This window comes from Kitasatospora sp. MAA19, from assembly GCF_029894125.1.
Lineage (GTDB): Bacteria > Actinomycetota > Actinomycetes > Streptomycetales > Streptomycetaceae > Kitasatospora.
Genome location: NZ_JARXYZ010000005.1, coordinates 245981 through 268678 on the forward strand (window position 1 = coordinate 245981; position 22698 = coordinate 268678).

19 protein-coding genes are annotated in these 22698 nt (G+C 71.4%); 6 read left to right on the plus strand and 13 right to left on the minus strand.

The window, feature by feature from the left end:
- The first annotated feature begins 138 nt into the window (after positions 1-138).
- Both P3T27_RS11395 and P3T27_RS11400 read left to right on the plus strand, forming a co-directional pair.
- Positions 139-504 carry a peptidoglycan-binding domain-containing protein gene (locus tag P3T27_RS11395; RefSeq protein WP_280677110.1) on the plus strand — a complete coding sequence of 122 codons (366 nt, stop codon included), beginning with the start codon at positions 139-141 and terminating at the stop codon, positions 502-504.
- Between the two features lie 156 nt (positions 505-660).
- Positions 661-873, plus strand: coding sequence for a hypothetical protein (locus P3T27_RS11400; RefSeq protein WP_280677111.1), 213 nt, complete (start codon positions 661-663; stop codon positions 871-873).
- A gap of 119 nt (positions 874-992) precedes the next feature.
- Here P3T27_RS11400 and P3T27_RS11405 read toward each other — a convergent pair whose 3' ends face one another.
- The 3 genes from P3T27_RS11405 to P3T27_RS11415 form a co-directional block, all read right to left on the minus strand.
- Complete coding sequence (locus tag P3T27_RS11405) at positions 993-1355, minus strand: hypothetical protein (RefSeq protein ID WP_280677112.1); 363 nt, start codon at positions 1353-1355, stop codon at positions 993-995.
- 274 nt (positions 1356-1629) lie between these two features.
- The gene (locus P3T27_RS11410) at positions 1630-1833 is read right to left on the minus strand and encodes a hypothetical protein (protein WP_280677113.1); all 204 of its coding nucleotides are present in this window, start codon (positions 1831-1833) and stop codon (positions 1630-1632) included.
- An 8-nt stretch (positions 1834-1841) separates the two neighbouring features.
- Complete coding sequence (locus P3T27_RS11415; protein ID WP_280677114.1) at positions 1842-3785, minus strand: TIGR03960 family B12-binding radical SAM protein; 1944 nt, start codon at positions 3783-3785, stop codon at positions 1842-1844.
- A 457-nt stretch (positions 3786-4242) separates the two neighbouring features.
- Between P3T27_RS11415 and P3T27_RS11420 the strand changes: the two genes are divergently transcribed.
- Positions 4243-5535 (plus strand): M14 family zinc carboxypeptidase, encoded by a 1293-nt coding sequence (locus tag P3T27_RS11420; protein WP_280677115.1) that lies wholly within the window; start codon positions 4243-4245, stop codon positions 5533-5535.
- A 120-nt stretch (positions 5536-5655) separates the two neighbouring features.
- On the opposite strand, the gene rodA is transcribed toward P3T27_RS11420, so the two are convergent.
- The 8 genes from rodA to P3T27_RS11460 form a co-directional block, all read right to left on the minus strand.
- Entirely contained in the window at positions 5656-6855 is a 1200-nt protein-coding gene (rodA, locus tag P3T27_RS11425; protein ID WP_280677116.1) for a rod shape-determining protein RodA, read from the minus strand.
- A complete protein-coding gene (gene mrdA / locus P3T27_RS11430) occupies positions 6852-9155 on the minus strand; it encodes a penicillin-binding protein 2 (RefSeq protein ID WP_280677117.1) in 2304 nt (767 codons plus the stop codon). The genes rodA and mrdA overlap by 4 nt, the downstream gene beginning before the upstream one ends.
- 69 nt (positions 9156-9224) lie before the next feature.
- Entirely contained in the window at positions 9225-9866 is a 642-nt protein-coding gene (gene mreD, locus P3T27_RS11435; protein ID WP_280677118.1) for a rod shape-determining protein MreD, read from the minus strand.
- Positions 9867-9869: 3 nt separating this feature from the next.
- Entirely contained in the window at positions 9870-10814 is a 945-nt protein-coding gene (mreC, locus tag P3T27_RS11440; protein ID WP_280677120.1) for a rod shape-determining protein MreC, read from the minus strand.
- A 96-nt stretch (positions 10815-10910) separates the two neighbouring features.
- Entirely contained in the window at positions 10911-11936 is a 1026-nt protein-coding gene (locus P3T27_RS11445) for a rod shape-determining protein (RefSeq protein ID WP_280677238.1), read from the minus strand.
- Between the two features lie 319 nt (positions 11937-12255).
- Positions 12256-12669, minus strand: a complete 414-nt coding sequence (gene ndk, locus P3T27_RS11450) for a nucleoside-diphosphate kinase (RefSeq protein WP_280677122.1) — start codon at positions 12667-12669, stop codon at positions 12256-12258.
- A gap of 108 nt (positions 12670-12777) precedes the next feature.
- Positions 12778-13128 carry a DUF4233 domain-containing protein gene (locus P3T27_RS11455; protein ID WP_280677124.1) on the minus strand — a complete coding sequence of 117 codons (351 nt, stop codon included), beginning with the start codon at positions 13126-13128 and terminating at the stop codon, positions 12778-12780.
- Position 13129: 1 nt separating this feature from the next.
- Positions 13130-14521 carry a folylpolyglutamate synthase/dihydrofolate synthase family protein gene (locus tag P3T27_RS11460; RefSeq protein WP_280677126.1) on the minus strand — a complete coding sequence of 464 codons (1392 nt, stop codon included), beginning with the start codon at positions 14519-14521 and terminating at the stop codon, positions 13130-13132.
- 174 nt (positions 14522-14695) lie between these two features.
- Here P3T27_RS11460 and P3T27_RS11465 point away from each other — a divergent pair, with 174 nt between their 5' ends.
- The 3 genes from P3T27_RS11465 to P3T27_RS11475 all read left to right on the plus strand — a co-directional run bounded on the left by P3T27_RS11465 (position 14696) and on the right by P3T27_RS11475 (position 19108).
- Positions 14696-16129 (plus strand): glycosyltransferase, encoded by a 1434-nt coding sequence (locus tag P3T27_RS11465; RefSeq protein ID WP_280677128.1) that lies wholly within the window; start codon positions 14696-14698, stop codon positions 16127-16129.
- A 56-nt stretch (positions 16130-16185) separates the two neighbouring features.
- The gene (gene wecB, locus P3T27_RS11470; protein ID WP_280677130.1) at positions 16186-17340 is read left to right on the plus strand and encodes a UDP-N-acetylglucosamine 2-epimerase (non-hydrolyzing); all 1155 of its coding nucleotides are present in this window, start codon (positions 16186-16188) and stop codon (positions 17338-17340) included.
- Positions 17341-17569: 229 nt separating this feature from the next.
- Complete coding sequence (locus P3T27_RS11475; protein ID WP_280677132.1) at positions 17570-19108, plus strand: glycosyl hydrolase family 18 protein; 1539 nt, start codon at positions 17570-17572, stop codon at positions 19106-19108.
- 27 nt (positions 19109-19135) lie between these two features.
- Here the strand turns inward: P3T27_RS11475 and P3T27_RS11480 are convergent, their stop codons facing one another.
- The gene (locus tag P3T27_RS11480) at positions 19136-19663 is read right to left on the minus strand and encodes a hypothetical protein (protein WP_280677134.1); all 528 of its coding nucleotides are present in this window, start codon (positions 19661-19663) and stop codon (positions 19136-19138) included.
- Positions 19664-19973: 310 nt separating this feature from the next.
- Positions 19974-22586: a valine--tRNA ligase gene (locus P3T27_RS11485; protein WP_280677240.1), complete on the minus strand. Its 2613-nt coding sequence runs from the start codon at positions 22584-22586 to the stop codon at positions 19974-19976.
- Positions 22587-22698: the final 112 nt, after the last annotated feature.

Genomic DNA, 22698 nt, shown 5'->3' on the forward strand with positions numbered 1-22698 from the left:
TCAGCGCCGTGAGACGCTGTAACTGACTGCTGGCGGAAGCTCCCTGACTACTTTTCGACACCTGCCCCTAGTAGGGTCAGCCCACGTCGGAGTCACCTTCGGCGTGATCTTGTGGTGCAAATTTTTCAGGAGGTTCAGATGAAGTCGTCACTCCGCGGCGGAATAGTGGCCGCATGCGCTGCCGCACTACTGGTGGCGGGCACCTCGTCAGCGAGTGCCAAGCCGGGGGTTCCCTACATCCAATATGGCGACAGCGGCCCGGCGGTTAAGTGCGTTCAGTTGCTGTATAACAACTGGAAGGTCCGAATAGATGGCCCGACAATTAACATCCTGAACCCCGACGGGGTCTTCGGAAACGACACCCTCAGCAAGATCAAGGACTACCAGAGCAGGATCGGGTCAACTCCCGATGGAATTGTCGGACCGGACACCGGCTCCTCGCTCCAGCAGTGGCAGGATGGCAACACGGCTTACTGCTGGAACTACGTACCGACCTACGTGTGACCATGCCCGCTCTGGGTGACGCGACGGCGGCCACATAGCCGGCTCTGCTGATTGGTCCCAGGACACATTGAAGGGCCAGGCCATCCGGCTTGGCCCTTTTCCGCCTTGAGAGTCAGGGCCCAACGTGCATGGAACGCCGTGCCGCACCACCGAAGCATGGCAGAGATCATGATCCTCTACGAGCTCGACCAGGCCCAGGCAGAGAGCCCGGAGGGCGACGAGTCCGCGGTGCTCCTGGTGCACGCCGCCGGCCGGGACCCCGAGGTCCGAGGGCCCTGGACTCTCCGCGGGAAGGACACCGGCCCCATGGGGCACTCCCATGACCGGCCGGAGAGGCCCGGCGCCGTCCGGCCTGCGAGGACGTCCTGAGGAGGCTCTGAGGGACCCTCGGGCCGCGGAGGTGCCCCGCCAGCCGTAGGGGCCTGGCCGGGCAGTTTGCTTTACTACCGAATGCCTTCTCGGTGCTTATCGAATCAGCCCGGGCAGCCTCACCCGCACACCTCCCCCTCCGAAGGAAATGCAGCAGCGTGGTAGTGAGTTGTCTCGGGCTTCAGCGTCGGCAGGACTGTTGCGCCCTCGGCGTCGCCTCCCCAGTGTTCGGACGCCAGTGCGCGGTGCTCCTCATGGCCGATCCAAGCCTCCACGATGCCCTGGACGGAAGCGTCGTTGGCGTCGCCCTTCCACCCGGACGCGGCGGTGTTGGCGTAGTGACACGTCGAGCACACCCAGGCAACCGACGTGCTAGCCGAACCGGGTGCCGCGCTCTCCGTGCCCGCGTTTGCAAGCGCCACACCAGTGCCCAAGCTGAACAGCGCGGCTGCTGCCACGCCGACTACTACACGCTTGATCACGATGGACCTCCAGTACCTCGAAGGGGTCAGTGCTCCGAGTCCACCAGGCGCGTGTAGACGTTCGATCAACGTGCTTTTGCTGAGGCGCTGAGAGGCACCGAACCTGCGCGGTCCGGCCTGCGAGGACAATCCTGAGGTGGTTGTGAGCGTCAGGGATGCGACGATGTGGCCCCAGGAGCGCCACGCAGAAGCCCCCTAGCGACGCCAGAGGGCTTCTGTCGATCTCCGCCTCGGAAAGGCCTGAGAGAGCCCTAGGGGGGCCTCCTGTGACTTCTCAGACCCACTCGATCGAGGACTCGATGCCCGGGGCACTCCGGGCGGCGGGCAGAGGGGTCCTCTGGCCGCCTTGCCGGGCCTCCCTGTGGTGGGCGGGGGCGCCCGGGGCGCGCATCATGCCGAGCGCGCCCAGAACGAACTCCCGCTCACCCTCCGGAAGGCCGTGAAGGAAGTCACACAGCTCGCTGACCGTGTCACCCATGCTTCGGGCTATTTCTGCTGGCCAGCGGCGTTGACGACCGTCAGCGGAAGCATCTTCTTGCCCGTCGGGCCGATTTGTATGGCCGTGTCCATCTGCGGGCACACGCCGCAGTCGAAGCACGGCGTCCAGCGGCAGTCGTCGACCTCGACCTCCTCCAGGGCGTCCTGCCAGTCCTCCCAGAGCCAGTCCTTGTCGAGGCCGCTGTCCAGGTGGTCCCAGGGCAGCACCTCCTCGTAGGTACGCTCGCGGGTGGTGTACCAGTCGACGTCGACGCCGGTGCTGGCCAGGCCCTTCTCGGCGGAGGCCATCCAGCGGTCGTAGGAGAAGTGCTCGCGCCAGCCGTCGAAGCGGCCGCCGTCCTCGTAGACGGCGCGGATGACGGCGCCGATGCGGCGGTCGCCGCGCGACAGCAGGCCCTCGACGATGCCGGGCTTGCCGTCGTGGTAGCGGTAGCCGATGTTCTTGCCGTACTTGCGGTCGCCGCGGATCGAGTCGCGCAGCTTGGCCAGGCGGGCGTCGGTGGCCTCGGCGGACAGCTGCGGGGCCCACTGGAACGGGGTGTGCGGCTTGGGCACGAACCCGCCGATGGAGACGGTGCAGCGGATGTCGTTCTGGCCGGTGACCTCGCGGCCCTTCTGGATGACGTTCTTCGCCATCTCGCCGATCTGGAGCACGTCCTCGTCGGTCTCGGTGGGCAGGCCGCACATGAAGTACAGCTTCACCTGGCGCCAGCCGTTGCCGTAGGCGGTGGCGACGGTGCGGATCAGGTCCTCCTCCGACACCATCTTGTTGATCACCTTGCGCATCCGCTCACTGCCGCCCTCGGGGGCGAAGGTGAGGCCCGAGCGGCGGCCGTTGCGGGACAGCTCGTTGGCGAGGTCGATGTTGAAGGCGTCGACGCGGGTGGACGGCAGCGACAGGCCGATCTTGTCGTCGCTGTAGCGGTCGGCCAGGCCCTTGGCGATGTCGCCGATCTCGGTGTGGTCGGCGCTGGACAGCGAGAGCAGGCCCACCTCCTCGAAGCCGGTCGCCTTCAGCCCGCGCTCGACCATCTCGCCGATGCCGGTGATGCTTCGCTCCCGCACGGGGCGCGTGATCATGCCGGCCTGGCAGAAGCGGCAGCCGCGGGTGCAGCCGCGGAAGATCTCCACGGACATCCGCTCGTGCACCGTCTCCGCGAGCGGGACGAGCGGCTGCTTCGGGTAGGGCCACTCGTCGAGGTCCATCACGGTGTGCTTGGACACCCGCCACGGCACGCCCGGGGCGTTCGGCACGACGCGGCCGATCCGGCCGTCGGCCAGGTACTCCACGTCGTAGAACTTCGGCACGTACACCCCGCCGGTGCGGGCCAGGCGCAGCAGCAGCTCGTCGCGCCCGCCCGGGCGGCCCTCGGCCTTCCAGCCGCGGACGAGCCCGGTGATGTCGAGCACGGCCTGCTCGCCGTCACCGACCACCGCGCAGTCGATGAAGTCCGCGATCGGCTCGGGGTTGAACGCGGCGTGGCCGCCGGCCAGGACGATCGGGTCCTCGTCGGTGCGGTCCTTGGCCTCCAGCGGGATGCCGGCCAGGTCGAGCGCGGTCAGCATGTTGGTGTAGCCGAGCTCGGTGGAGAACGACAGGCCGAACACGTCGAAGGCCTTCACCGGGCGGTGCGCGTCCACGGTGAACTGCGGGACGTCGTGCTCGCGCATCAACGCCTCGAGGTCCGGCCAGACGCTGTAGGTGCGCTCGGCCAGCACGCCCTCGCGCTCGTTGAGCACCTCGTAGAGGATCATGACGCCCTGGTTGGGCAGGCCGACCTCGTAGGCGTCGGGGTACATCAGCGCCCAACGGACGTCGCAGGCGTCCCAGTCCTTGACGGTCGAGTTGAGCTCGCCGCCGACGTACTGGATCGGCTTCTGGACGTGCGGGAGGAGGGCCTCCAGGCGTGGGAAGACCGATTCGACAGTCATGTACTAGGAACCCTTACGACGTGATTCGGTGCCGCGCGCATCGGCAGGCGACGGCGGGGAGGGGTGACCCTCAAGGGTAGCCCAATCCGGGGAACGGCCCGCTGGCTCACCCCCGGGCACGCCCCCGCCCGGCCCGGACGCCCGGCCGTGCTCCGGCGCGGCGGGCCCCGGTCCCGGCCGCCCCGGCACGCGCAGCGCGCGCCCGCCGCCCGACGCCGTCCGCCGTTGACATGTCCGGACGGCCCGTGCGGTACTGACAGGGCTCCGCCAGAGACCTCTGCACCCCTTCCGGACAGGGGAGTTGAGCCGTACGCTCGACCCTCGCCGACTCCCCGGCGACCCCCCTCCCCGGCGCTCAGGGCCCGTCCCCGGCCCCGCCGACCGCGTCCGGCGGCGCACCCGCACGCCCCGACGGCCTGGCAGCCGGGCAGCCACGCGGACACGCCCTAGGAGAGCCATGACCGACACCGACCGGCGGGCCCGCCCCTGCCGGCCCCTCGACACCCGGCCGGCCCGCTACCCCACGGTGGCCCAGGCCGAGACCGCGGCCCGGCGGCTCGCGCTGCGCCACCCGCAGCGCTGCCGGCTGCGCGAGGTGGGCCGGTCCCGGGCCGGGCGCCCGCTGCTGCTGCTGTCCGTCGACCGGGGCCCGCGCGCGGTCCTGGTCGTCGGCGGCCCGCACCCCAACGAGCCGATCGGCACGGCCGGCGCCCTGCGGCTGGCCGAGGTGCTGCTGGCGCGCCAGGCCCGGCCCGGCCTGTCCTGGCACCTGCTGCTCTGCCTGGACCCGGACGGCGCCGCGCTCAACGCGGGCTGGCTGGACGGACCGCTCACCATGCGCCGGCACTACGAACACTTCTTCCGTCCCTCCTTCGAGGAGCAGCCCGAACTGCTGCCGGCCGCCGACGCGGGCCGGCCCCCGATGCCGGAGAGCCTGGCGCTGACGGGCCTGATCGACGAGCTGCGCCCGTTCCTGCAGTGCTCGCTGCACGGGGTGGACTTCGGCGGCGCCTTCATCCAGCTGACCTCTCCGGTGCCACGGCTGCCCGAGCTCTTCGCCTCCTCGGTGCGCCGTGCCGGCCTCCCGCTGGACGTCGACCCCTTCGACGCGCTCGGCTGGGCCAGCCCGTCCCCCGGCACGTACCTGATGCCCGCGGCCGACGGCGCCGGCCGCTCGCGGGTGCTGCCGGACGAGCCGGAGCTGTCCACCTGGTCGTACGCCCGCCGGTACGGCGGGGTGACGGCCGTGCTGGAGGTGCCGATGTGGGCCGTCGACGCGGTCGGCGACGGCCGCCCGCACCCGGCGGTGGAGCGCGCGGTCGGCGCCGCGGCCCGGACGCTGCGGGAGCGCGCCGAGGAGCTCTCCGGACTGCTGGCCCAGGTGCCCGCGCACACCAGGGCGAGGTACGGCGCGCTGGTGCGCACGGCCGGGTTCACCCTGGAGGTCTGCCCGCCGGTGGCGGACGAGTGGCTGGCCCGCTGGTGCGCCGAGCCGCTCACGGTGTCCCGGGTGACCACCGCCGGGATCGTCGCGGCCCGGATCCCGCTGCGGGTGGCGTCGATGCTGCTGCGGTTGCTGGCGGACACCGGCGGTCCGGCGGTGGAGGCGGCCCGGGGCCGGGCCCGCGACATCGTCACCGAGAGCCTGGACCGGCTGCGCCACCGCTTCGGCGCCCGCTGGGTGCCGGTCCAGGACCAGCTGGCCCACCAGGTCCGCGCGGTGCTCACCGCCGCCGACTGCCTGCTCTGACCCGATGCCAGCCCCAACTCACCTTCCAGGTGGCCGAGTTGCGGTCCCGGGTGCGCCGCGGCAGACACCGCGAGGGCCGGCCCGAGAGGTTCTCGGACCGGCCCTCGCCGGACGGCTCGCTCAAGCCGCTATCGGCCGCTGACTGCGGACCGCCTGGAGCAGCCCGACCGCGATCCACACCGCGAACATCGACGACCCGCCGTAGGAGACGAACGGCAGCGGGATGCCCGCCACCGGCATGATGCCCAGGCACATCCCGATGTTCTCGAAGGCCTGGAAGGAGAGCCAGGCGATGATCCCCGCGGCCACGATCGTCCCGTACAGGTCGGTCGCCTGCCGGGCGATCCGGCCGGCCCGCCACAGCACCACGCCGACCAGCACGATGATCGCCAGCGCCCCGATGAAGCCCAGTTCCTCGCCGGCCACCGTGAACACGAAGTCGGTCTGCTGCTCCGGCACGAACTGCCCGGTGGTCTGCGTCCCGTGGAACAGCCCCTTGCCGGTCAGCCCGCCCGAGCCGATCGCGATCCGGGCCTGCGCGGTGTTGTAGCCGACGCCGGACGGGTCCAGCTGCGGGTTGGCGAAGGCGGCGAAGCGGTCGATCTGGTACTTGCTCAGCACCCCGAGCTTCCAGATCGCCACGCACCCGCCGGCGCCCGCCAGCAGCAGCCCGAGCACCCACCGGTTGGCCGCCCCCGAGCCGAGCAGGATGCCCAGCACGATCGAGGCCATCACCATCACCGAGCCGGCGTCCGGCATCAGCAGCACGATGCACATCGGCAGGCAGGCCCAGACCAGGCCGCGGAACACCGCCCGGTGCGAGGGGAACTCCCGCTCCCCCGCGTCCACCTGGTCCGACAGCACGACCGCCATCGACAGCACGATCGCCAGCTTCGCGAACTCGGCCGGCTGGATCGAGAAACCGCCGCCCAGCTGGATCCAGGAGTGCGCGCCGTTGATGGTCGAGCCCAGCGGGCTGAGCGTGGCGAGCAGCAGCAGGATCACGCCGACGTACAGGAACGGCACCAGGGTGCGGAAGCGCCGACTCCCTATCCCTATCACCACCGCGCACAGCACCAGCCCGACCACCAGGTTGGTCAGGTGCCGGTACAGGAAGTATTGCGGGTCGCCGTGGGTGAGCGAGTCCCGCCCGCGGGTCGCCGACCAGACCAGCAGCGAGCCGCCGAGCGACAGGGCCAGCGCGGCGAGCAGCAGTATCCAGTCCAGCCGCCACAGCGGGGAGTCCTTGGCCAGGGCCTTGGAGACCCCGCTGCGCTGCGGGGTCAGCCGCAGCTGCCGGTACGAGCCGTAGGAGGTCATGCCCGCCCCCTTCCCGGGCCGCGGTTCGGTTCGAGTGCGGCGTCGGCCGCGGTGCCCGGAGCCGGCCGGCCGGTCGGCTGCGGCGGGTCGAGGAAGGCCGATGCCGGGGCCGGCCCGCCCTGCACCGCGTCCAGCAGGGCCGGGGTCACAGCGGCCGGGGCCACGCCGGCCGGGGCCGGGTCGACGGTGTAAGCGGCCGGCTTGACGATCGCGGTGCCGTCCGCGTTGAACTTCGGCAGCTCGGCCTGCGGCGCGGGCAGCAGCGCCTTGCCGTTGTCGATGGCGCCCTTGTCGTCGACGCCGTACAGCGCCTGGTAGATCCGGCGGACCGCGTCACCCGAACCGCCGGAGCCGGTGCCGCCCTGGCTGATCGTCATGACGACCGCGTAGTCCTTGCTGTACGTGGTCAGCCAGGAGGTGGTCTGCTTGCCCTCGACCTCGGCGGTGCCGGTCTTGGCGTGCAGCTCGATCTTGTCCTGCGGCCAGCCGGCCCCGGCGAACTTCCAGGCGGCGGTACCGCTGGTGATGACACCCGCGGTGGCCTGGTTGATGTAGCTCAGCAGCTTCTGGTCGCCGGGGAACTTGGCGTCCTCGTGCGGGGCGATCTCGCGGACGAGATCCCCGCTCGGGCTTATCACCGCCTTGGCGATGGTCGGCCGGTAGAAGGTGCCGCCGTTGGCCAGCGCCGAGTAGATCCGGGCCATCTGGACCGGGGTGACGAGCGTGTCGCCCTGGCCGATCGCGAAGTTGGCGGCGTCACCGGCGCGCATCTGGTAGCCGTCGACGCAGTTCTCCTTGGCGATCTGGTCGGAGAAGCTGTTGCCGCCCTGCGCCGCCTGCTTGCACCAGGCGTCCTTGTTGTTGTCGTAGAAGGACTGCTTCCACTGCCGGTCCGGCACCCGGCCGGTGACCTCGGCGGGCAGGTCGATGCCGGTCTTGGCACCGAGGCCGAACTGGTGGGCGGTCTTGAAGAACCAGTCGCCCGGGTCCTTCTTCGGCTTGATGCCGCCGTCCTTCAGCCACTGGTCGTTCGCCAGGCCGTAGAAGACGGTGTCGCAGGAGACCTCCAGCGCCCTCTCCAGGGTGATGGAGCCGAAGCTCTCGCTCTCGAAGTTCTTGAACTCGCGGCCGCCGATGGTCACGCTCTTCGGGCACGCGTACGTCCCGTCCAGCGGGTAGCCGGCCTCCACGGCGGCGGTGGTGGAGATGACCTTGAAGGTCGAGCCGGGGGCGGACTGACCCTGTATGGCCCGGTTCAGCAGCGGGAAGTTGGAGTCCTTGCTGTTCAGCGACTGGTAGTCCTTGCCGCTGATGCCGCCCACCCAGAGGTTGGGGTCGTAGGTCGGCGCGCTGGCCATGGCGACGATCCGTCCGGTGTGGACGTCCATCACCACGGCGGCGCCGGAGTCGGCCTCGTAGTTGCGGTTGGTGACCTTGTCGAAGGTGTTCCGGGCGTCGGAGATGGCCTGCGCCAGGTTGTCCTCGACCACCTTCTGCACCCGGGCGTCGATGCTGGTGACCAGGTTGTTGCCGGTCTGCGGCGCCGCGGTGCCGGCGGTGCCGATCACCCGGCCGAGGTTGTCCACCTCCAGCTGGGTGATGCCGGCGGTGCCGCGCAGGTCGCGGTCGTACACCGACTCCAGCCCGGCCCGGCCGATCTGGTCGGCCGGCAGGTAGCGGTCCAGGCCGCTCTTGTCGGCGGTCTTGCTGACCTCGTCGTCGGTGACCGGCGAGAGATAGCCGAGCACCTGGGCCATGTTGGCGCCCTCGGCGCCGGTGTAGCGGCGCACGGCGGTGGGCTGCGCGGTGACCCCGGGGAAGTCCTCGCGGCGCTCCATTATCTGCATCGCCTGCTGGGTGGTCGCCTCCTTGGTGACCGGGATCGGCTGGTAGGGCGAGCCGTTCCAGCAGGGCTGCGGGGTCTTGGCGTCGCAGAGCCGGACCTTCTCCTGCACGTCCTTGGCGGGCATCCCCAGCACGTCGGCCAGCCGGCCGAGCACCGCCTTGCCGCCGTCCTTCTGCTGCAGCAGCGAGGTGCGGCTGACCGAGACCACCAGTCGGGTCTCGTTGCCGGCCAGGATCCGCCCGGAGGCGTCCAGGATCTCGCCGCGGACGGCCGGTTCGACCACCTCGCGGATGTGGTTGCCGGTCGCCTTGGCGGTGTAGACGCTGGCGTTGCGGATCTGCAGGTACCACAGCCGCCCGCCGAGGGTGGCGAGCAGCGACAGCACCAGGATCTGCAGCACCACCAGACGGATCGTCACCCGCCGGGTACGGCCGGTCTCGGGGATGTTGCTCACGTCTCGTGCGCTCCAGGATGCGGGAAGTCGGGAGGTCGGGGTCCGGACCGGTGACGGGCGCCGGGCCGGTTACGGGCGCCGGGCGAAGCCGGGCACGCGCCGCTTCTTGTAGGACGGGCCGGCCGAGGCCTCACGCGTGGTGCGGTAGCGGGCCAGCGTGCCCAGACCGGGGCCGCCCCCGTCGTCGTCGCTGGCGGCGCTCACCGGGTCGCGCCCGAAGCGGCGGCCGATCAGCATCACCAGCGGCACCACGAACGGCGCCAGCAGCAGGTCGTACAGCAGGGCGCTGACCACCAGGCCGCCGAGGCCGACGTGCCGGGCCGCGGTGTCGCCGACCAGGGCGCCGACCATCGCGTACAGCAGGGTGGAGGCGACCGCCGCGCCGGCCACCGCCAGCAGCGCGCCGGACACCGACCGCTGGCGGCCGTGGTCCGGGCGCAGCAGCCCGGCGGCGTAGCCCATCAGGCAGAGCACCAGCGCGTAGCGGCCGATCGCGTGGTCGGAGGGCGGCGCGAGGTCGGCCAGCAGGCCGGCCGAGAAGCCGACCACGCAGCCGCCGGACGGCCCGTAGACCATGGCCAGACCGACCACGACGAGCAGCAGTATGTCCGGGGTGGCCCCCGGGAGCTGGAGCCGGCCGAAGACGCTGACCTGGAGGATCAGGCCGAGCAGGATCAGGACGGCGGAGACGGGAATGCGGGCGAGGCGCATGGCTCAGTTCCCCCCAGTGGGCTTGGCGGGCGGGGCGGCGGGCGTGGCCGGGGCCTGGGTGGGGGCAGCCGGGGCCTGTCCCTGGGCGGGGGCCGGCGGCAGGACGCCGTCGCGCGGGTCGCTGCGCGGCGGCACGACCACCACGCCGACCAGGTCCAGCCGGGTGAACTGGACGAAGGGCTCGACCATGACGGTCTTGGTCAGCTGGCCCGGGGTGGCCTCGACCTCGACCACCTTGCCGACCGGCACGCCGGGCACGAACGGGCGGCCGCTCTGCGAGCCGAAGGTGACCAGCCGGTCGCCGGCCTTGACCTGGGCCTTGCCGTTGAGCAGCGAGACCTTCATCGGGCTGGTGCCGCCGCCGGAGGCGAAGCCGATCTCGCCGGTGCCCTCCAGCCGGGTGCCGGCCGAGAAGCCGGGGTCGGAGGCGAGCAGCACGGTGGCGGTGGTCGGGGCGACGGTGGTGATCCGGCCGACCAGGCCCTGGCCGTTGATCACCGTCATGTCGCGGGCCAGGCCGTCGTCGCTGCCGGCGTCGATGGTGATGGTCCAGGAGAAACCCTGGGCCGGGCCGATCGCGATGACCTGGGCGGCCTTGACGGTGTAGCCGCCGGCGCCGGCGGTGCGCAGCAGGTCGTCGAGCTGCTTGGTGCGCCCGGTGGCCATGTCGGAGGAGGCGAGCTTCTGCCGGAGTTCGGTGTTCTCGCGGGTGAGCTGGTCGGTGCGGCCGTTGTTGCCGGCGGCGTCGCGGAAGGCCCGGACGGTGTCGGCCACCGGGTCGACGAGGGTGGCCGCGCCGCGCTCGACCGGGCCGAGGACGCCGGCGGCCGCGCGTCGGGCACCGCCGAGCGGGGAACTCTCACCGCCCTTGATGTCCACGGTGATGAGTGCGAAGGCGACGGCCACCAGCAGGATGAGCAGCAGCCGGCTCTCTCGTGTGTCCCTCACGGTGCTGGTACTGCCCCTTCGTACCTGGCCGACCGCCCGGGCTGTGGGGCCCGGGCGGTCGGCCCGTTCAGTTGAGTGTCGGATGTCTCGTCGGTACTAACGGCGCGGGTGCGCGTCCAGTACCTGCTGGAGCGCCTCGAACTCCTCGACGCACTTGCCGGAGCCGAGCGCGACCGAGTCGAGCGGGTTCTCGGCGATGTGGATCGGCATGCCGGTCTCGCGGCGCAGCCGCTCGTCGAGGCCGCGCAGCAGGGCGCCGCCACCGGTGAGCACGATGCCGCGGTCCATGACGTCGCCGGCCAGCTCGGGCGGGCACTGGTCGAGGGTGGTCTTCACCGCGTCGATGATCGAGTTGACCGGCTCGTCGATGGCCTCGCGGACCTCGGCGGCGGAGATGACCACGGTCTTGGGCAGGCCGCTGACCAGGTCGCGGCCGCGGATCTCGGCGTGCTCGTCCTTCTCGCCCTCCAGGCCGAAGGCGCTGCCGATGCTCATCTTGATCTGCTCGGCGCTGCGCTCGCCGAGGAGCAGCGAGTACTCCTTCTTGATGTGCTGGACGATCGCGTTGTCCAGCTCGTCGCCGGCCACCCGGATGGACTGGGCGGTGACGATGCCGCCGAGGGAGATGACCGCGACCTCGGTGGTGCCGCCGCCGATGTCGACGACCATGTTGCCGGTGGCCTCGTGGACGGGCAGCCCGGCACCGATGGCCGCGGCCATCGGCTCCTCGATGATGTGCACCTGGCGGGCGCCGGCCTGCGAGGAGGCCTCGATCACGGCGCGGCGCTCGACCCCGGTGATGCCGGAGGGCACGCAGACCACGACCCGGGGGCGGGCGAGGTAGCGGCGGCGGTGGATCTTGAGGATGAAGTAGCGGAGCATCCGCTCGGTGATCTCGAAGTCGGCGATCACGCCGTCCTTGAGCGGGCGGATGGCGACGATGTTGCCCGGGGTGCGGCCGATCATCTTCTTCGCCTCGGCGCCGACCGCCAGGATGCCGCCGGTGTTGGTGTTCACCGCGACGACGGACGGCTCGTTGAGGACGATCCCCTTGCCCCTGACGTACACCAGCGTGTTGGCAGTTCCAAGGTCGATCGCCAAGTCGCGGCCGATGAACGACAGGTTGCTCGCCATGGGGTGTAGGTGCCTTCCCGGGCTCGGAGTTCATGGGGGTTGGACGGAAGCGCGCCCACGCTTGGGCGGAGACCAGCTGAGCTGCCTGACCGGGCCCTTGAGTCGCGTCCATCGTAGTCACGCCGCACGGCACGGACGTCGACGCGGGGCATACCGTCCATTGTCCGGAGCGTGATCGCTTCTCCGGGCATTGGGACGCCGTGTCGGCGTCCCCAGTTCCCTATTTCACGATAAGAATGCCCCGGCCGGGCCAATGGTCCCGACCGGGGCAGTGCCAAGGTCCCTCGGGCGTGCAGCCCGGCCTGGCTCAGGCGTGCGCCGGGAAGAAGATCTTGATCTCGCGCTCGGCCGACTCCGGGGAGTCGGAGGCGTGGATCAGGTTCTCGCGGGTGATCGTCGCGTAGTCGCCGCGGATGGTGCCCGCCCCGGCCTCCAGCGGGTTGGTCGCGCCGGCCAGCATCCGGATACCGCGGATGACCTCCTCGCCCTCGACGATCAGGGCGATCGACGGGCCGGAGGTCATGAACTCCAGCAGCGGCTCGTAGAACGGGCGGCCGACGTGCTCCGCGTAGTGCTGCTCCAGCGTCGCCCGGTCGAAGGTGCGCAGCTCGACGGCGGTGAGCCGCCAGCCGGCCTTGCGCTCGATGCGGCTGATGATCTCGCCGGCCAGGCCACGCTGGACGGCGTCGGGCTTGAGCAGGACGAGAGTGCGCTGGGACACGGTGCGTCTCCTGGGGATTCGGTTCGGCAGACAGTCGGGCCGCCAGGCGGGAGCCGACACGCAGAGATTACCTTGCGTGAGCGGCGTGTCGGCCCGCCGGTCCGGGCGCTAAGCCTGTACGGCGGCCGCCTCGGCGGCGGCGCGGGCGGCCTTGAACTCGTCCACCTTGCGGCCGTAGTGCACCGAGCACCACCACAGGCCGGCGAAGACCACACCGAGGACGAACATCGTCGGAAGGATGAAGCCGCTGGCGATCAGCCCGATCTGCAGCGCCCAGCCGACGGGCACCGCGCCGGGGCGGTTGATCATGCCGCACAGCGCGACGCACAGCGCCATGGCGATGCCACTGACGATCCACACCGTGGCCGTGGAGACGTCGGAGAGCTGCATCGCGACCAGCGCCGCGAAGAGGATCAGCAAGGCCTCGCCGATCAGCGTCGAGGAGCAGAGCGTCCTCATGTCACTTCCTCCCGAGCAGCAGGCGGGCCTCGCCCACCGTGATGACCGAACCGGTGACCAGCACGCCGGCGCCGCCGAGGTCGCCCTCCTCCTCGGCGAGGGTGACGGCGGCGGCGATGGCGTCGTCGAGCCGGGGCTCGACCTGGACGCGGTCCCCGCCGAAGATCTCGACGGCCAGCGCCGCCAACGCGTCGACGTCCATCGCGCGGTGGGTGGTGTTCTGGGTGATGACGACCTCGGCGAGGATCGGCTCGAAGGCCTCCAGCACGCCGGCCACGTCCTTGTCGCCGGAGGTGCCGATCACGCCGACCAGCCGGGTGAAGCCGAAGGACTCGCCGAGGGCGGCGACGGTGGCGCGGGCGCCGTGCGGGTTGTGCGCGGCGTCCAGGATGATCGTGGGGCTGCGGCGGACGACCTCCAGGCGACCGGGCGAGGAGACACCGGAGAAGGCCTGGCGGACCTTGTCCACGTCGAGCTGCCCGCCGCGGGCGCCGCCGACGCCGAAGAAGGCCTCGACCGCGGCCAGCGCCAGCGCCGCGTTCTGCGCCTGGTGCTCGCCGTGCAGCGGGATGAAGACGTCCTCGTACTCCTCGCCGCCGAGGCCACGCAGCGTCACCAGCTGGCCGCCGACGCCGAGCTCACGGCGGATCACGCCGAACTCCATGCCCTCGCGGGCCACTGTGGCGTCCACCTCGACGGCGCGCCGCAGGATGTTCTGGGCGGCGTCCAGCTGCTGCTGGGCGACGACGGCCACCGAGCCGGGCTTGATGATCCCGGACTTCTCGACCGCGATCTCGCCGGTGGTCTCGCCGAGCTTGTCGGTGTGGTCCAGCCCGATCGGGGTGATCACGGCGACGGCGGCGTCGATGACGTTGGTGGCGTCCCAGGAGCCGCCCATGCCGACCTCGACCACGGCGACGTCCACGGGGGCGTCGGCGAAGGCGGCGTAGGCCATGCCGGTCAGCACCTCGAAGAAGGACATCGGCACCGGCTGCTGGGCGTCGACCATCCGCACGTACGGCTCGATGTCGTTGTAGACCTCGACGAAGCGCTCGGGGGTGATCGGGGCGCCGTCCAGGCTGATCCGCTCGGTGACGCTCTCCACGTGCGGGCTGGTGTAGCGGCCGGTACGCAGTTCGAAGGCGTTGAGCAGCTGCTCGATCATCCGGGCGGTGGAGGTCTTGCCGTTGGTCCCGGTGATGTGGATGGAGGGGAAGGACCGCTGGGGCTGCCCCAGGATGTCCATCAGCGCCTCGATCCGGTCGAGCGAGGGCTCCAGCTTGTTCTCCGGCCAGCGCTTGGAGAGCTCCACTTCGACGTCGCGCAGGGCGTCGCCGGTGTCGCCGTCGGCGGGGCGGAGGGTGTACGGGTTCGGGTCGGCCTTGTCGCTCACGACCACAGTCTACGGAGCGTTGGCGGGCCGCCCTCACGGGGTGAGAACGGCCACTTTGGGCAGACTTTCCAGTTTGCCCGCTTTACTATTGATTTAGCGATTTTGAACCGCAATGAAGCATCGATTCGCACCCCCTGGAGCCGCACCGCCTTTGATCACGAGGAGAACCACGCCATGCCCGACGTTCTGCACGAGTGGATCGTGCTCCGCCAGGACGGCATCGTCTGGTTCGCCGGACTGGTCTCGCTGGCACTCGTCGGCTACATGGCCTTCGTCTTCGGACGCTTCCTCGTCTACTGGGCCGGCTCCCGGCACGCCTTCAAGCACAACCGGCCCGCCGAGCCCGGCGACCCGACCGCCTTCCGGTGGCACCTGGTCATCCCCTGCCGCGACGAGGAGGCCGTGGTCACCCAGACCCTGGCCGGCCTGCGCGAGAGCGCGCCCGAGGCCCACCTGTGGGTGATCGACGACGACAGCGAGGACGCCACCCGCGACCTCGTGCTCGCCGCCGCGGCCCACGACGACCGCGTCCACCTCGTCCAGCGCCGCCGCCCGCACGCCCGGATCGGCAAGGGCGCCGCCCTCAACGCCGCCTACCGCGAGATCTCCGCCTGGCTGCCCGAGGACACCGACCGCTCGCGCGTGGTGATCGGCGTGGTCGACGCCGACGGACGGCTCGACCCCGGCACCCTCGCCCAGGTCTGCAACGACAAGGCGCTCGCCCGCCCCGACACCGGCGCCGTCCAGATCGGCGTCCGGATGCGCAACGCCGACGACGAACTCCCGCTGCCCGGCCGCGGCCGCGCCGCCAACGCGCTCGCCCGCGCCCTGGTCCGGATGCAGGACGTCGAGTTCCAGGCCAACAACGCCGGCATGCAGCTGCTGCGCCGCCGCACCGGCAGCGTCGGACTCGGCGGGAACGGCCAGTTCGTCCGCCTCACCGCCCTCGACTCGCTCACCGCCGAGGAGGGCCGGGCCGGGCGCCCCTGGCCCGAGCGCGCCCTGCTGGAGGACTACGAGTCCGGCCTCGACCTGCGCCTGGCCGGCTGGCGGCTCACCCACGTCGCCGAGACCCAGGTCTCCCAGGAGGGCCTGATCTCACTGCGCCGCTTCCTCACCCAGCGCACCCGCTGGGCCCAGGGCAACATGCAGTGCCTGCGCTACACCGGCCGGGTGCTGCGCTCCCCCTACTACACCTGGGCCGGCAAGGCCGAGGTGCTCTACACCTTCCTGCAGCCGGTCGTCTGCGTGCTGCTGGTCCTGCTGACCCCGCTCTCGATCGGGATCACGGCGGCCGGCCTGGTGCTCTTCCCCGCGGAGACCGCCGACTTCCAGCTCCGGTTCGGGCCGTACATGCTGCTCGCCTTCGCGATCGCCACCGTGCCGATGGTGCTCTGGGGCTTCGCCTACCGCCGGCTCGCCCACCCCGACCGCCGCCGGCTCACCGGACTGCTCTGGGGCGTCCTGGTCTGGCTCTACGCCTACCACCTCTTCGTGGTCGCCGCCCGGGCCGCCGCCCGGATCGTGCTCGGCCGCAACGGCTGGGCCAAGACCCGGCGCAACGCCGAGAAGACCGCCCTCGGCGCCCCCACCGCGCTCGAGTCCTGAGCCCCCACCGCCCCTGCGTCCTGAGCCGCCCCACCCCTCGGAGCCTCCCCATGAGCATGCGCCTTCCCCCCGCCAGCGTAGCCGTCGTCCTCGGCACCCGCCCCGAGCTGGTCAAGCTCGCCCCGCTGATCCACGAACTCGGCGACGCCACCCGGCTGGTACACACCGGCCAGCACTGGGACGAGGCGATGTCCGGCCGCTTCCTGCGCGACCTCGACCTGCCCCGCCCGGAGCTGCTCACCGGTGTCGGCGGCCGCCCCCGGGCCGGCCAGATCGCCCAGTCCCTCGGCCAGCTGGACGCCGCCTTCACCGAGGACCGCCCCGCCGCCGTGGTCGTCCAGGGCGACACCAACGCCACCCTCGCCGGGGCGCTGGCCGCCAACGCCCGCGAGATCCCGCTGGTGCACGTCGAGGCCGGGCTGCGCAGCTTCGACCGGGCGATGCCCGAGGAGCACAACCGGGTGATGGTCGACCACGTCTCCGACCTGCTCTGCGCCGCCACCGGGGACAACGTCGCCAACCTGCGCGCCGAGGCCCTCGCCGAGGAGCGGATCGCGCTCACCGGCAACACCGTCGTCGAGGTGGTCCGCCGTCAACTGCCGACCGGGGCGGCCCGCGCCACGCTGCTCGCCGCGCACGGGCTGAGCCCGGACGGCTACGTCCTGGCCACCGTGCACCGCCCGGAGAACACCGACACCGCCGAGGCGCTCGGCTCCGTGCTGGCCGAGCTGGACCGGATCGCCCGGGCCGGCACCCCGGTGCTGTTCCCGATGCACCCGCGCACCCGGGCCGCCGTCGAGCGCTTCGGGCTGGACGCCCTGCTGGAGCGCCTGTCCGTCACCGGACCGGTCGGGTACGCCGACTTCCTGGGCCTGGCGAGCCACGCCGCGCTGCTGGTCTCCGACTCCGGAGGAGTGCAGGAGGAGTGCACCGTGCTCGGCCGCCCGCTGCTGGTGGTGCGCCGCTCCACCGAGCGCCCGGAGGCCGTCGCGGCGGGCTTCGCCGCGCTGGTGGGCCCCGGCGAGGAGCTGGGCGAGCTGGCCCGGACCTGGCTGGCCGACACCCCCGAGCGGCTCGCCCGGCTCGCGGCCACTCCGAGCCCGTACGGCGACGGCCTGGCCTCGGCCCGGATCGCCGCGCTGACCGCCGCGATCGCCGAACCGGCCGAGGCCGGCGCGGTCGACGCCGAGGCGCGGCCGCTGGCCGCCTAGGTCTGACCATTCCCGCCGAGCGCGCGACGCGAACGGTCAGACCCGCCCTGGGCCCCGGCGCCCTCTTGACAGCCGGATTGGTCTACTCCACCTTGTGAGGCAAGTCTCCTTTCCCAACAGGGACTTGAGTTGTCGGTAGCTCCCGCACGCGCACCATCGACACCCCGGACGGCGCTCCACCCCCACCACCCGGGCGCGCCGCCGGGCCTCCCCCACAGGAGATGGAGTCATGCCACCTGCCCGACACCGGCGCCCGCGCGCCGTCCACACCCTGCTCGCCGGGGCCGGCGCCGTCGCCCTGGGCCTGAGCGGGCTCGTCCTCGCCACCGGCCCCGGCGCCCAGGCCGCCGACCCCGACCTGATCACCAACGGCGGCTTCGAGACCGGCACCCTGTCCGGCTGGTCCTGCGGCAACGGCGCCGTCCAGAGTGCGACGGTGCACTCCGGCGGCTACGCCCTGCAGTCCACCCCGGGCGCGGGCGACACCGGCGAGTGCACCCAGACCGTCGCCGTGAAGCCCTCCTCGGCATACACGCTGAGCTCCTGGATCCAGGGCTCGTACGTCTACCTCGGCGCCCGCGGCACCGGGGGCACCGACCCGGGCACCTGGACGAACTCCGCCGGCTGGAGCCAGTTGAGCACCACGTTCACCACCGGCCCGGGCACCAGCAGCGTCACCGTCTACCTGCACGGCTGGTACGGCCAGCCCGCCTTCCTCGCCGACGACGTCTCGCTGATCGGCCCGGGCGGTCCGCAGCCCTCCCAGAGCCCGACCGCCACGACCTCCCCGAGCCCGAGCCCGACGGCCACCGACACCGGCGGCCCCTCCCCCACCGGCAGCCCGACCGCCACCTCGACCGGCAGGCCGCCCGGCCTGCCCAAGCACATCCTGACCGGCTACTGGCAGAACTTCGACAACGGCGCCACCGTCCAGCGGATCAGCGACGTCCCGGCCGCCTACGACGTCATCGCGGTCTCCTTCGCGGACGCCACCAGCACGCCGGGCGGGCTGAGCTTCACCCTGGACCCGGCCCTGTCCTCCCGCCTCGGCGGCTACACCGACGCCCAGTTCAAGGCCGACATCGCGGCCAAGCGGGCGGCCGGCAAGAAGGTGGTGCTCTCGGTCGGCGGGCAGAACGGCACGGTGTCGGTGAGCGATCCGACCTCCGCGGCCAACTTCGCGAACACCGCCTGGTCGCTGATGCAGGGCTACGGCTTCGACGGCATCGACATCGACCTGGAGAACGGCGTCAACGCCACCTCCATGAGCCAGGCGCTGCACTCGCTCGCCGCGAAGGCCGGCAACGGGTTCATCCTCACCATGGCGCCGCAGACCATCGACATGCAGTCGACCGGCATGGAGTACTTCAAGCTGGCGCTGAACGTGAAGGACATCCTCACCATCATCAACATGCAGTACTACAACTCCGGTGCGATGAACGGCTGCGACGGCAACGTCTACTCGCAGGGCACCGAGAACTTCCTCACCGCACTGGCCTGCATCCAGCTCAAGGGCGGGCTGCGGCCCGACCAGGTCGGGCTCGGGGTGCCGGCCTCCACCAGCGCGGCGGGCGGCGGGTACGTCAGCCCGAGCGTGGTCGACAACGCGCTGGACTGTCTGGCCGGCGGCACCAACTGCGGCAGCTACAAGCCCGACACCACCTGGCCGGGCATCGGCGGGGCGATGACCTGGTCGACCAACTGGGACGCCAAGGCGGGCAACCCGGTCGCGGGCACCATCGGCGCGCACCTGCACGCCATGCCGTGACGGCCCCCGCAGGCCCGGGACGGGGTCTCAGACCCCGCCCCGGGCCTCCGGGACGTGCGCCCCGGGCCCGCCGTGGCGGCGGCGCAACTCGGCCGTGATCTCGGCCAGTTCGCCCTCGGGCAGCAGCGGCAGCATCATCGCGACGCCCTGCAGCAGACCGCCGAGCAGGAAGGTGGTGTCGGCGGTCGAGGCGACCAGGCCGCGCACCTCGGCCACCTCGCCGGCCGCCACCGCCTCGATCAGCAGGGCGGCGTTCGCGCTCTCCTCGTCCACCGCGACCGCGCCGCTGTCGGCCGGGGACCGGCGGGCCATCGCCCGCAGCACCCGGTCGCCGACCTCGGGCGCGTACGCCTTGCGGACGGCCTCGGCGGCGATCCAGGCGAGCAGGGTGGTCACCTCTCGTTCGGCGTGCTCGGCGAGGAGCAGGTCCAGCTCGTGGTCGAACGCGAGCTGGTTGCCGTGCCGGAACGCCAACAGCAGGGTCGCCGCCCTGGCCTTGGCTTCCTCCACCGCCTCCGCAGGCAGTTCGTCGGCCAACTCCTCGGTCACCACCACGCCATGCCCTCCCGTCCGTCGGCTCAGCAGGAACGCTCAGCAGAAACACCTATCGGAAACTCCGTGCACACCGTACACATCCGACCTGCAAACTTCCGCGAAACCGCGCGGGCAAGACCGGAATGAATTCGGGCGGAATAAGACCTCACCCGGTCCAGGATGAATATTCGCCGGAAGGGAGCAATGTTTCTGGGCTATTAGGCGTAGTGCAATGAACACCCCGCCGCGCCCGGGCGGTGACATCCGGAAACGCCCGAGGGGCCGCACCCCGCGCGTCGCGGAGTGCGGCCCCTCGCGGGCCGGTGCGGGCTCAGCCCTGCGGCAGCGCCGCGAGCTGGGCGGTGATCCGGGCGATGTCGACCTCGGCGGCCTCCTGGCGCGCCTTGATCTTGGCGACCACCTCGTCCGGCGCCTTGGCCAGGAAGGCCTCGTTGCCGAGCTTGGCGGTGGTCTGGGCCTTCTCCTTCTCGGCGGCCGCGAGGTCCTTGGCGAGGCGCTTGCGCTCCGCCGCGACGTCGATGGTGCCGGAGAGGTCCAGCGAAACGGTGGCGCCGGCGACCGGCAGCGAGGCGGTGGCCGCGAAGCCCTCCTCGGGGACGGTCAGCTTCAGCAGCGAGCGGATCGCGTCCTCGTGGACGGCCAGCACGGTGCCGTCCAGCTCCAGCCGCGCCGGGACGCGCTGGCCCGGCTTGAGGCCCTGGCTCACGGCGAACCGGCGGACCTCGGTGACGACCTGCTGCAGCGTGGCGATCTCCGCCTCGGCCTCGGCGTCGCGGTAGCCGCCGTCCTTCGGCCAGTCGGCGATGACCAGCGACTCGGCGCCGGTCAGCGTGGTCCACAGCGTCTCGGTGACGAACGGCACGATCGGGTGCAGCAACCGCAGCGTGACGTCCAGGACCTCGCCGAGCACCCGGCGCGCGGCGTCGGCCTGCGGGCCGCCCTTGGCCAGGGTGGTCTTGGAGAGCTCGACGTACCAGTCGAAGACCTCGTCCCAGGCGAAGTGGTACAGCGCCTCGGAGAGCTTGGAGAACTGGTAGTCCTCGTACAGCCCGTCCACCTCGGCGACGGTGCTGTTCAGGCGCGAGAGGATCCAGCGGTCGGCCGGGGTCAGCTCCTCCGGCGCGGGCAGCGGGCCCTCGACGGTGGCGCCGTTCATCAGCGCGAAGCGGGTGGCGTTCCAGATCTTGTTGGCGAAGTTGCGGGCCGCCTGGACCCAGTCCTCGCCGATCGGCACGTCGACGCCCGGGTTGGCACCGCGCGCCAGCGTGAAGCGCAGCGCGTCGGAGCCGTACTTGTCCATCCAGTCCAGCGGGTTGACCACGTTGCCGAAGGACTTCGACATCTTCTTGCCGTTCTGGTCACGGACCATGCCGTGCAGCGCGATGGTGTGGAACGGCGGGGTGCCGTCCATCGCGTAGAGGCCGAACATCATCATCCGGGCGACCCAGAAGAACAGGATGTCGTAGCCGGTGACCAGGACGGAGTTCGGGTAGAACTTCGCCAGGCTCTCGGTCTGCTCCGGCCAGCCGAGCGTGGAGAACGGCCACAGGCCGGAGGAGAACCAGGTGTCCAGGACGTCGCTGTCCTGGTGCCAGCCCTCGCCGGTGGGCGGCTGCTCGTCCGGGCCGACGCAGACGACCTCGCCGCCCGGGCCGTACCAGACCGGGATGCGGTGGCCCCACCACAGCTGGCGCGAGATGCACCAGTCGTGCAGGTTGTCGACCCAGTCGAAGTAGCGCTTCTCCATCTCCTGCGGGTGGATCTTGACCCGGCCGTCGCGGACCGCGTCGCCGGCGGCCTGCGCGAGCGGGCCGACCTTGACCCACCACTGCATGGACAGCCGCGGCTCGATGGTGGTCTTGCAGCGCGAGCAGTGGCCGACGGAGTGCACGTACGGGCGCTTCTCGGCGACGATCCGGCCTTCGGCGCGCAGCGCGGCGACGATCGCCGAGCGGGCCTCCAGCCGGTCCAGGCCGAGGAACGGGCCGTGCACGGTGATGACCGCGCGCTCGTCCATGACGGCGATCGAGGGCAGGTCGTGCCGCTGGCCGATCTCGAAGTCGTTCGGGTCGTGCGCGGGCGTCACCTTGACGGCGCCGGTGCCGAACTCCGGGTCGACGTGGGCGTCGGCGACGACCGGGATCCGACGGCCGGTCAGCGGCAGCTCGATCTCGGTGCCGACCAGGTGCCGGTAGCGCTCGTCGTCCGGGTGGACGGCGACCGCGGTGTCGCCCAGCATCGTCTCGGCGCGGGTGGTGGCGACGACGATCGCGTTGTCGCCCTCGCCGTAGCGGATCGAGACCAGCTCGCCGTCGTCGTCCTGGTACTCCACCTCGATGTCCGAGATGGCGGTCAGGCAGCGCGGGCACCAGTTGATGATGCGCTCGGCGCGGTAGATCAGCTCGTCGTCGAAGAGCTTCTTGAAGATGGTCTGGACGGCCTGAGACAGGCCCTCGTCCATGGTGAAGCGCTCGCGGGACCAGTCCACGCCGTCGCCCAGGCGGCGCATCTGACCGGAGATCTGGCCGCCGGACTCCGCCTTCCACTTCCAGACGCGCTCGACGAAGGCCTCCCGGCCCAGGTCGTGGCGGGACTTGCCCTCCTTGGCGAGCTCGCGCTCGACCACGTTCTGGGTGGCGATGCCGGCGTGGTCCATGCCGGGCTGCCACAGCGCCTCGTAACCCTGCATCCGCTTGCGGCGGACCAGCGCGTCGATCAGCGTGTGCTCGAAGGCATGGCCCAGGTGCAGGCTGCCGGTGACGTTCGGCGGGGGGATGACGATGGTGAACGGGGGCTTGTCGCTCTTCGCGTCGGCGGTGAAGTAGCCACGCTCCACCCAGCGCTCGTACAGCTCGCCCTCTACGTCCGCGGGGGTGTAGGTCGTCGGGAGGGTCGCTGCTTCGTCCCCGGCAAAGGTGCTCACGGGGCGCTGGTTCGTCGTGTCGGTCACGACGCACAGTTTACGTAACCGTGGGCGCGTGTTACGAACCGCTTTCGCTCCGCGGACGCGCCCCGCCCGAACGGTTCGATTCCAG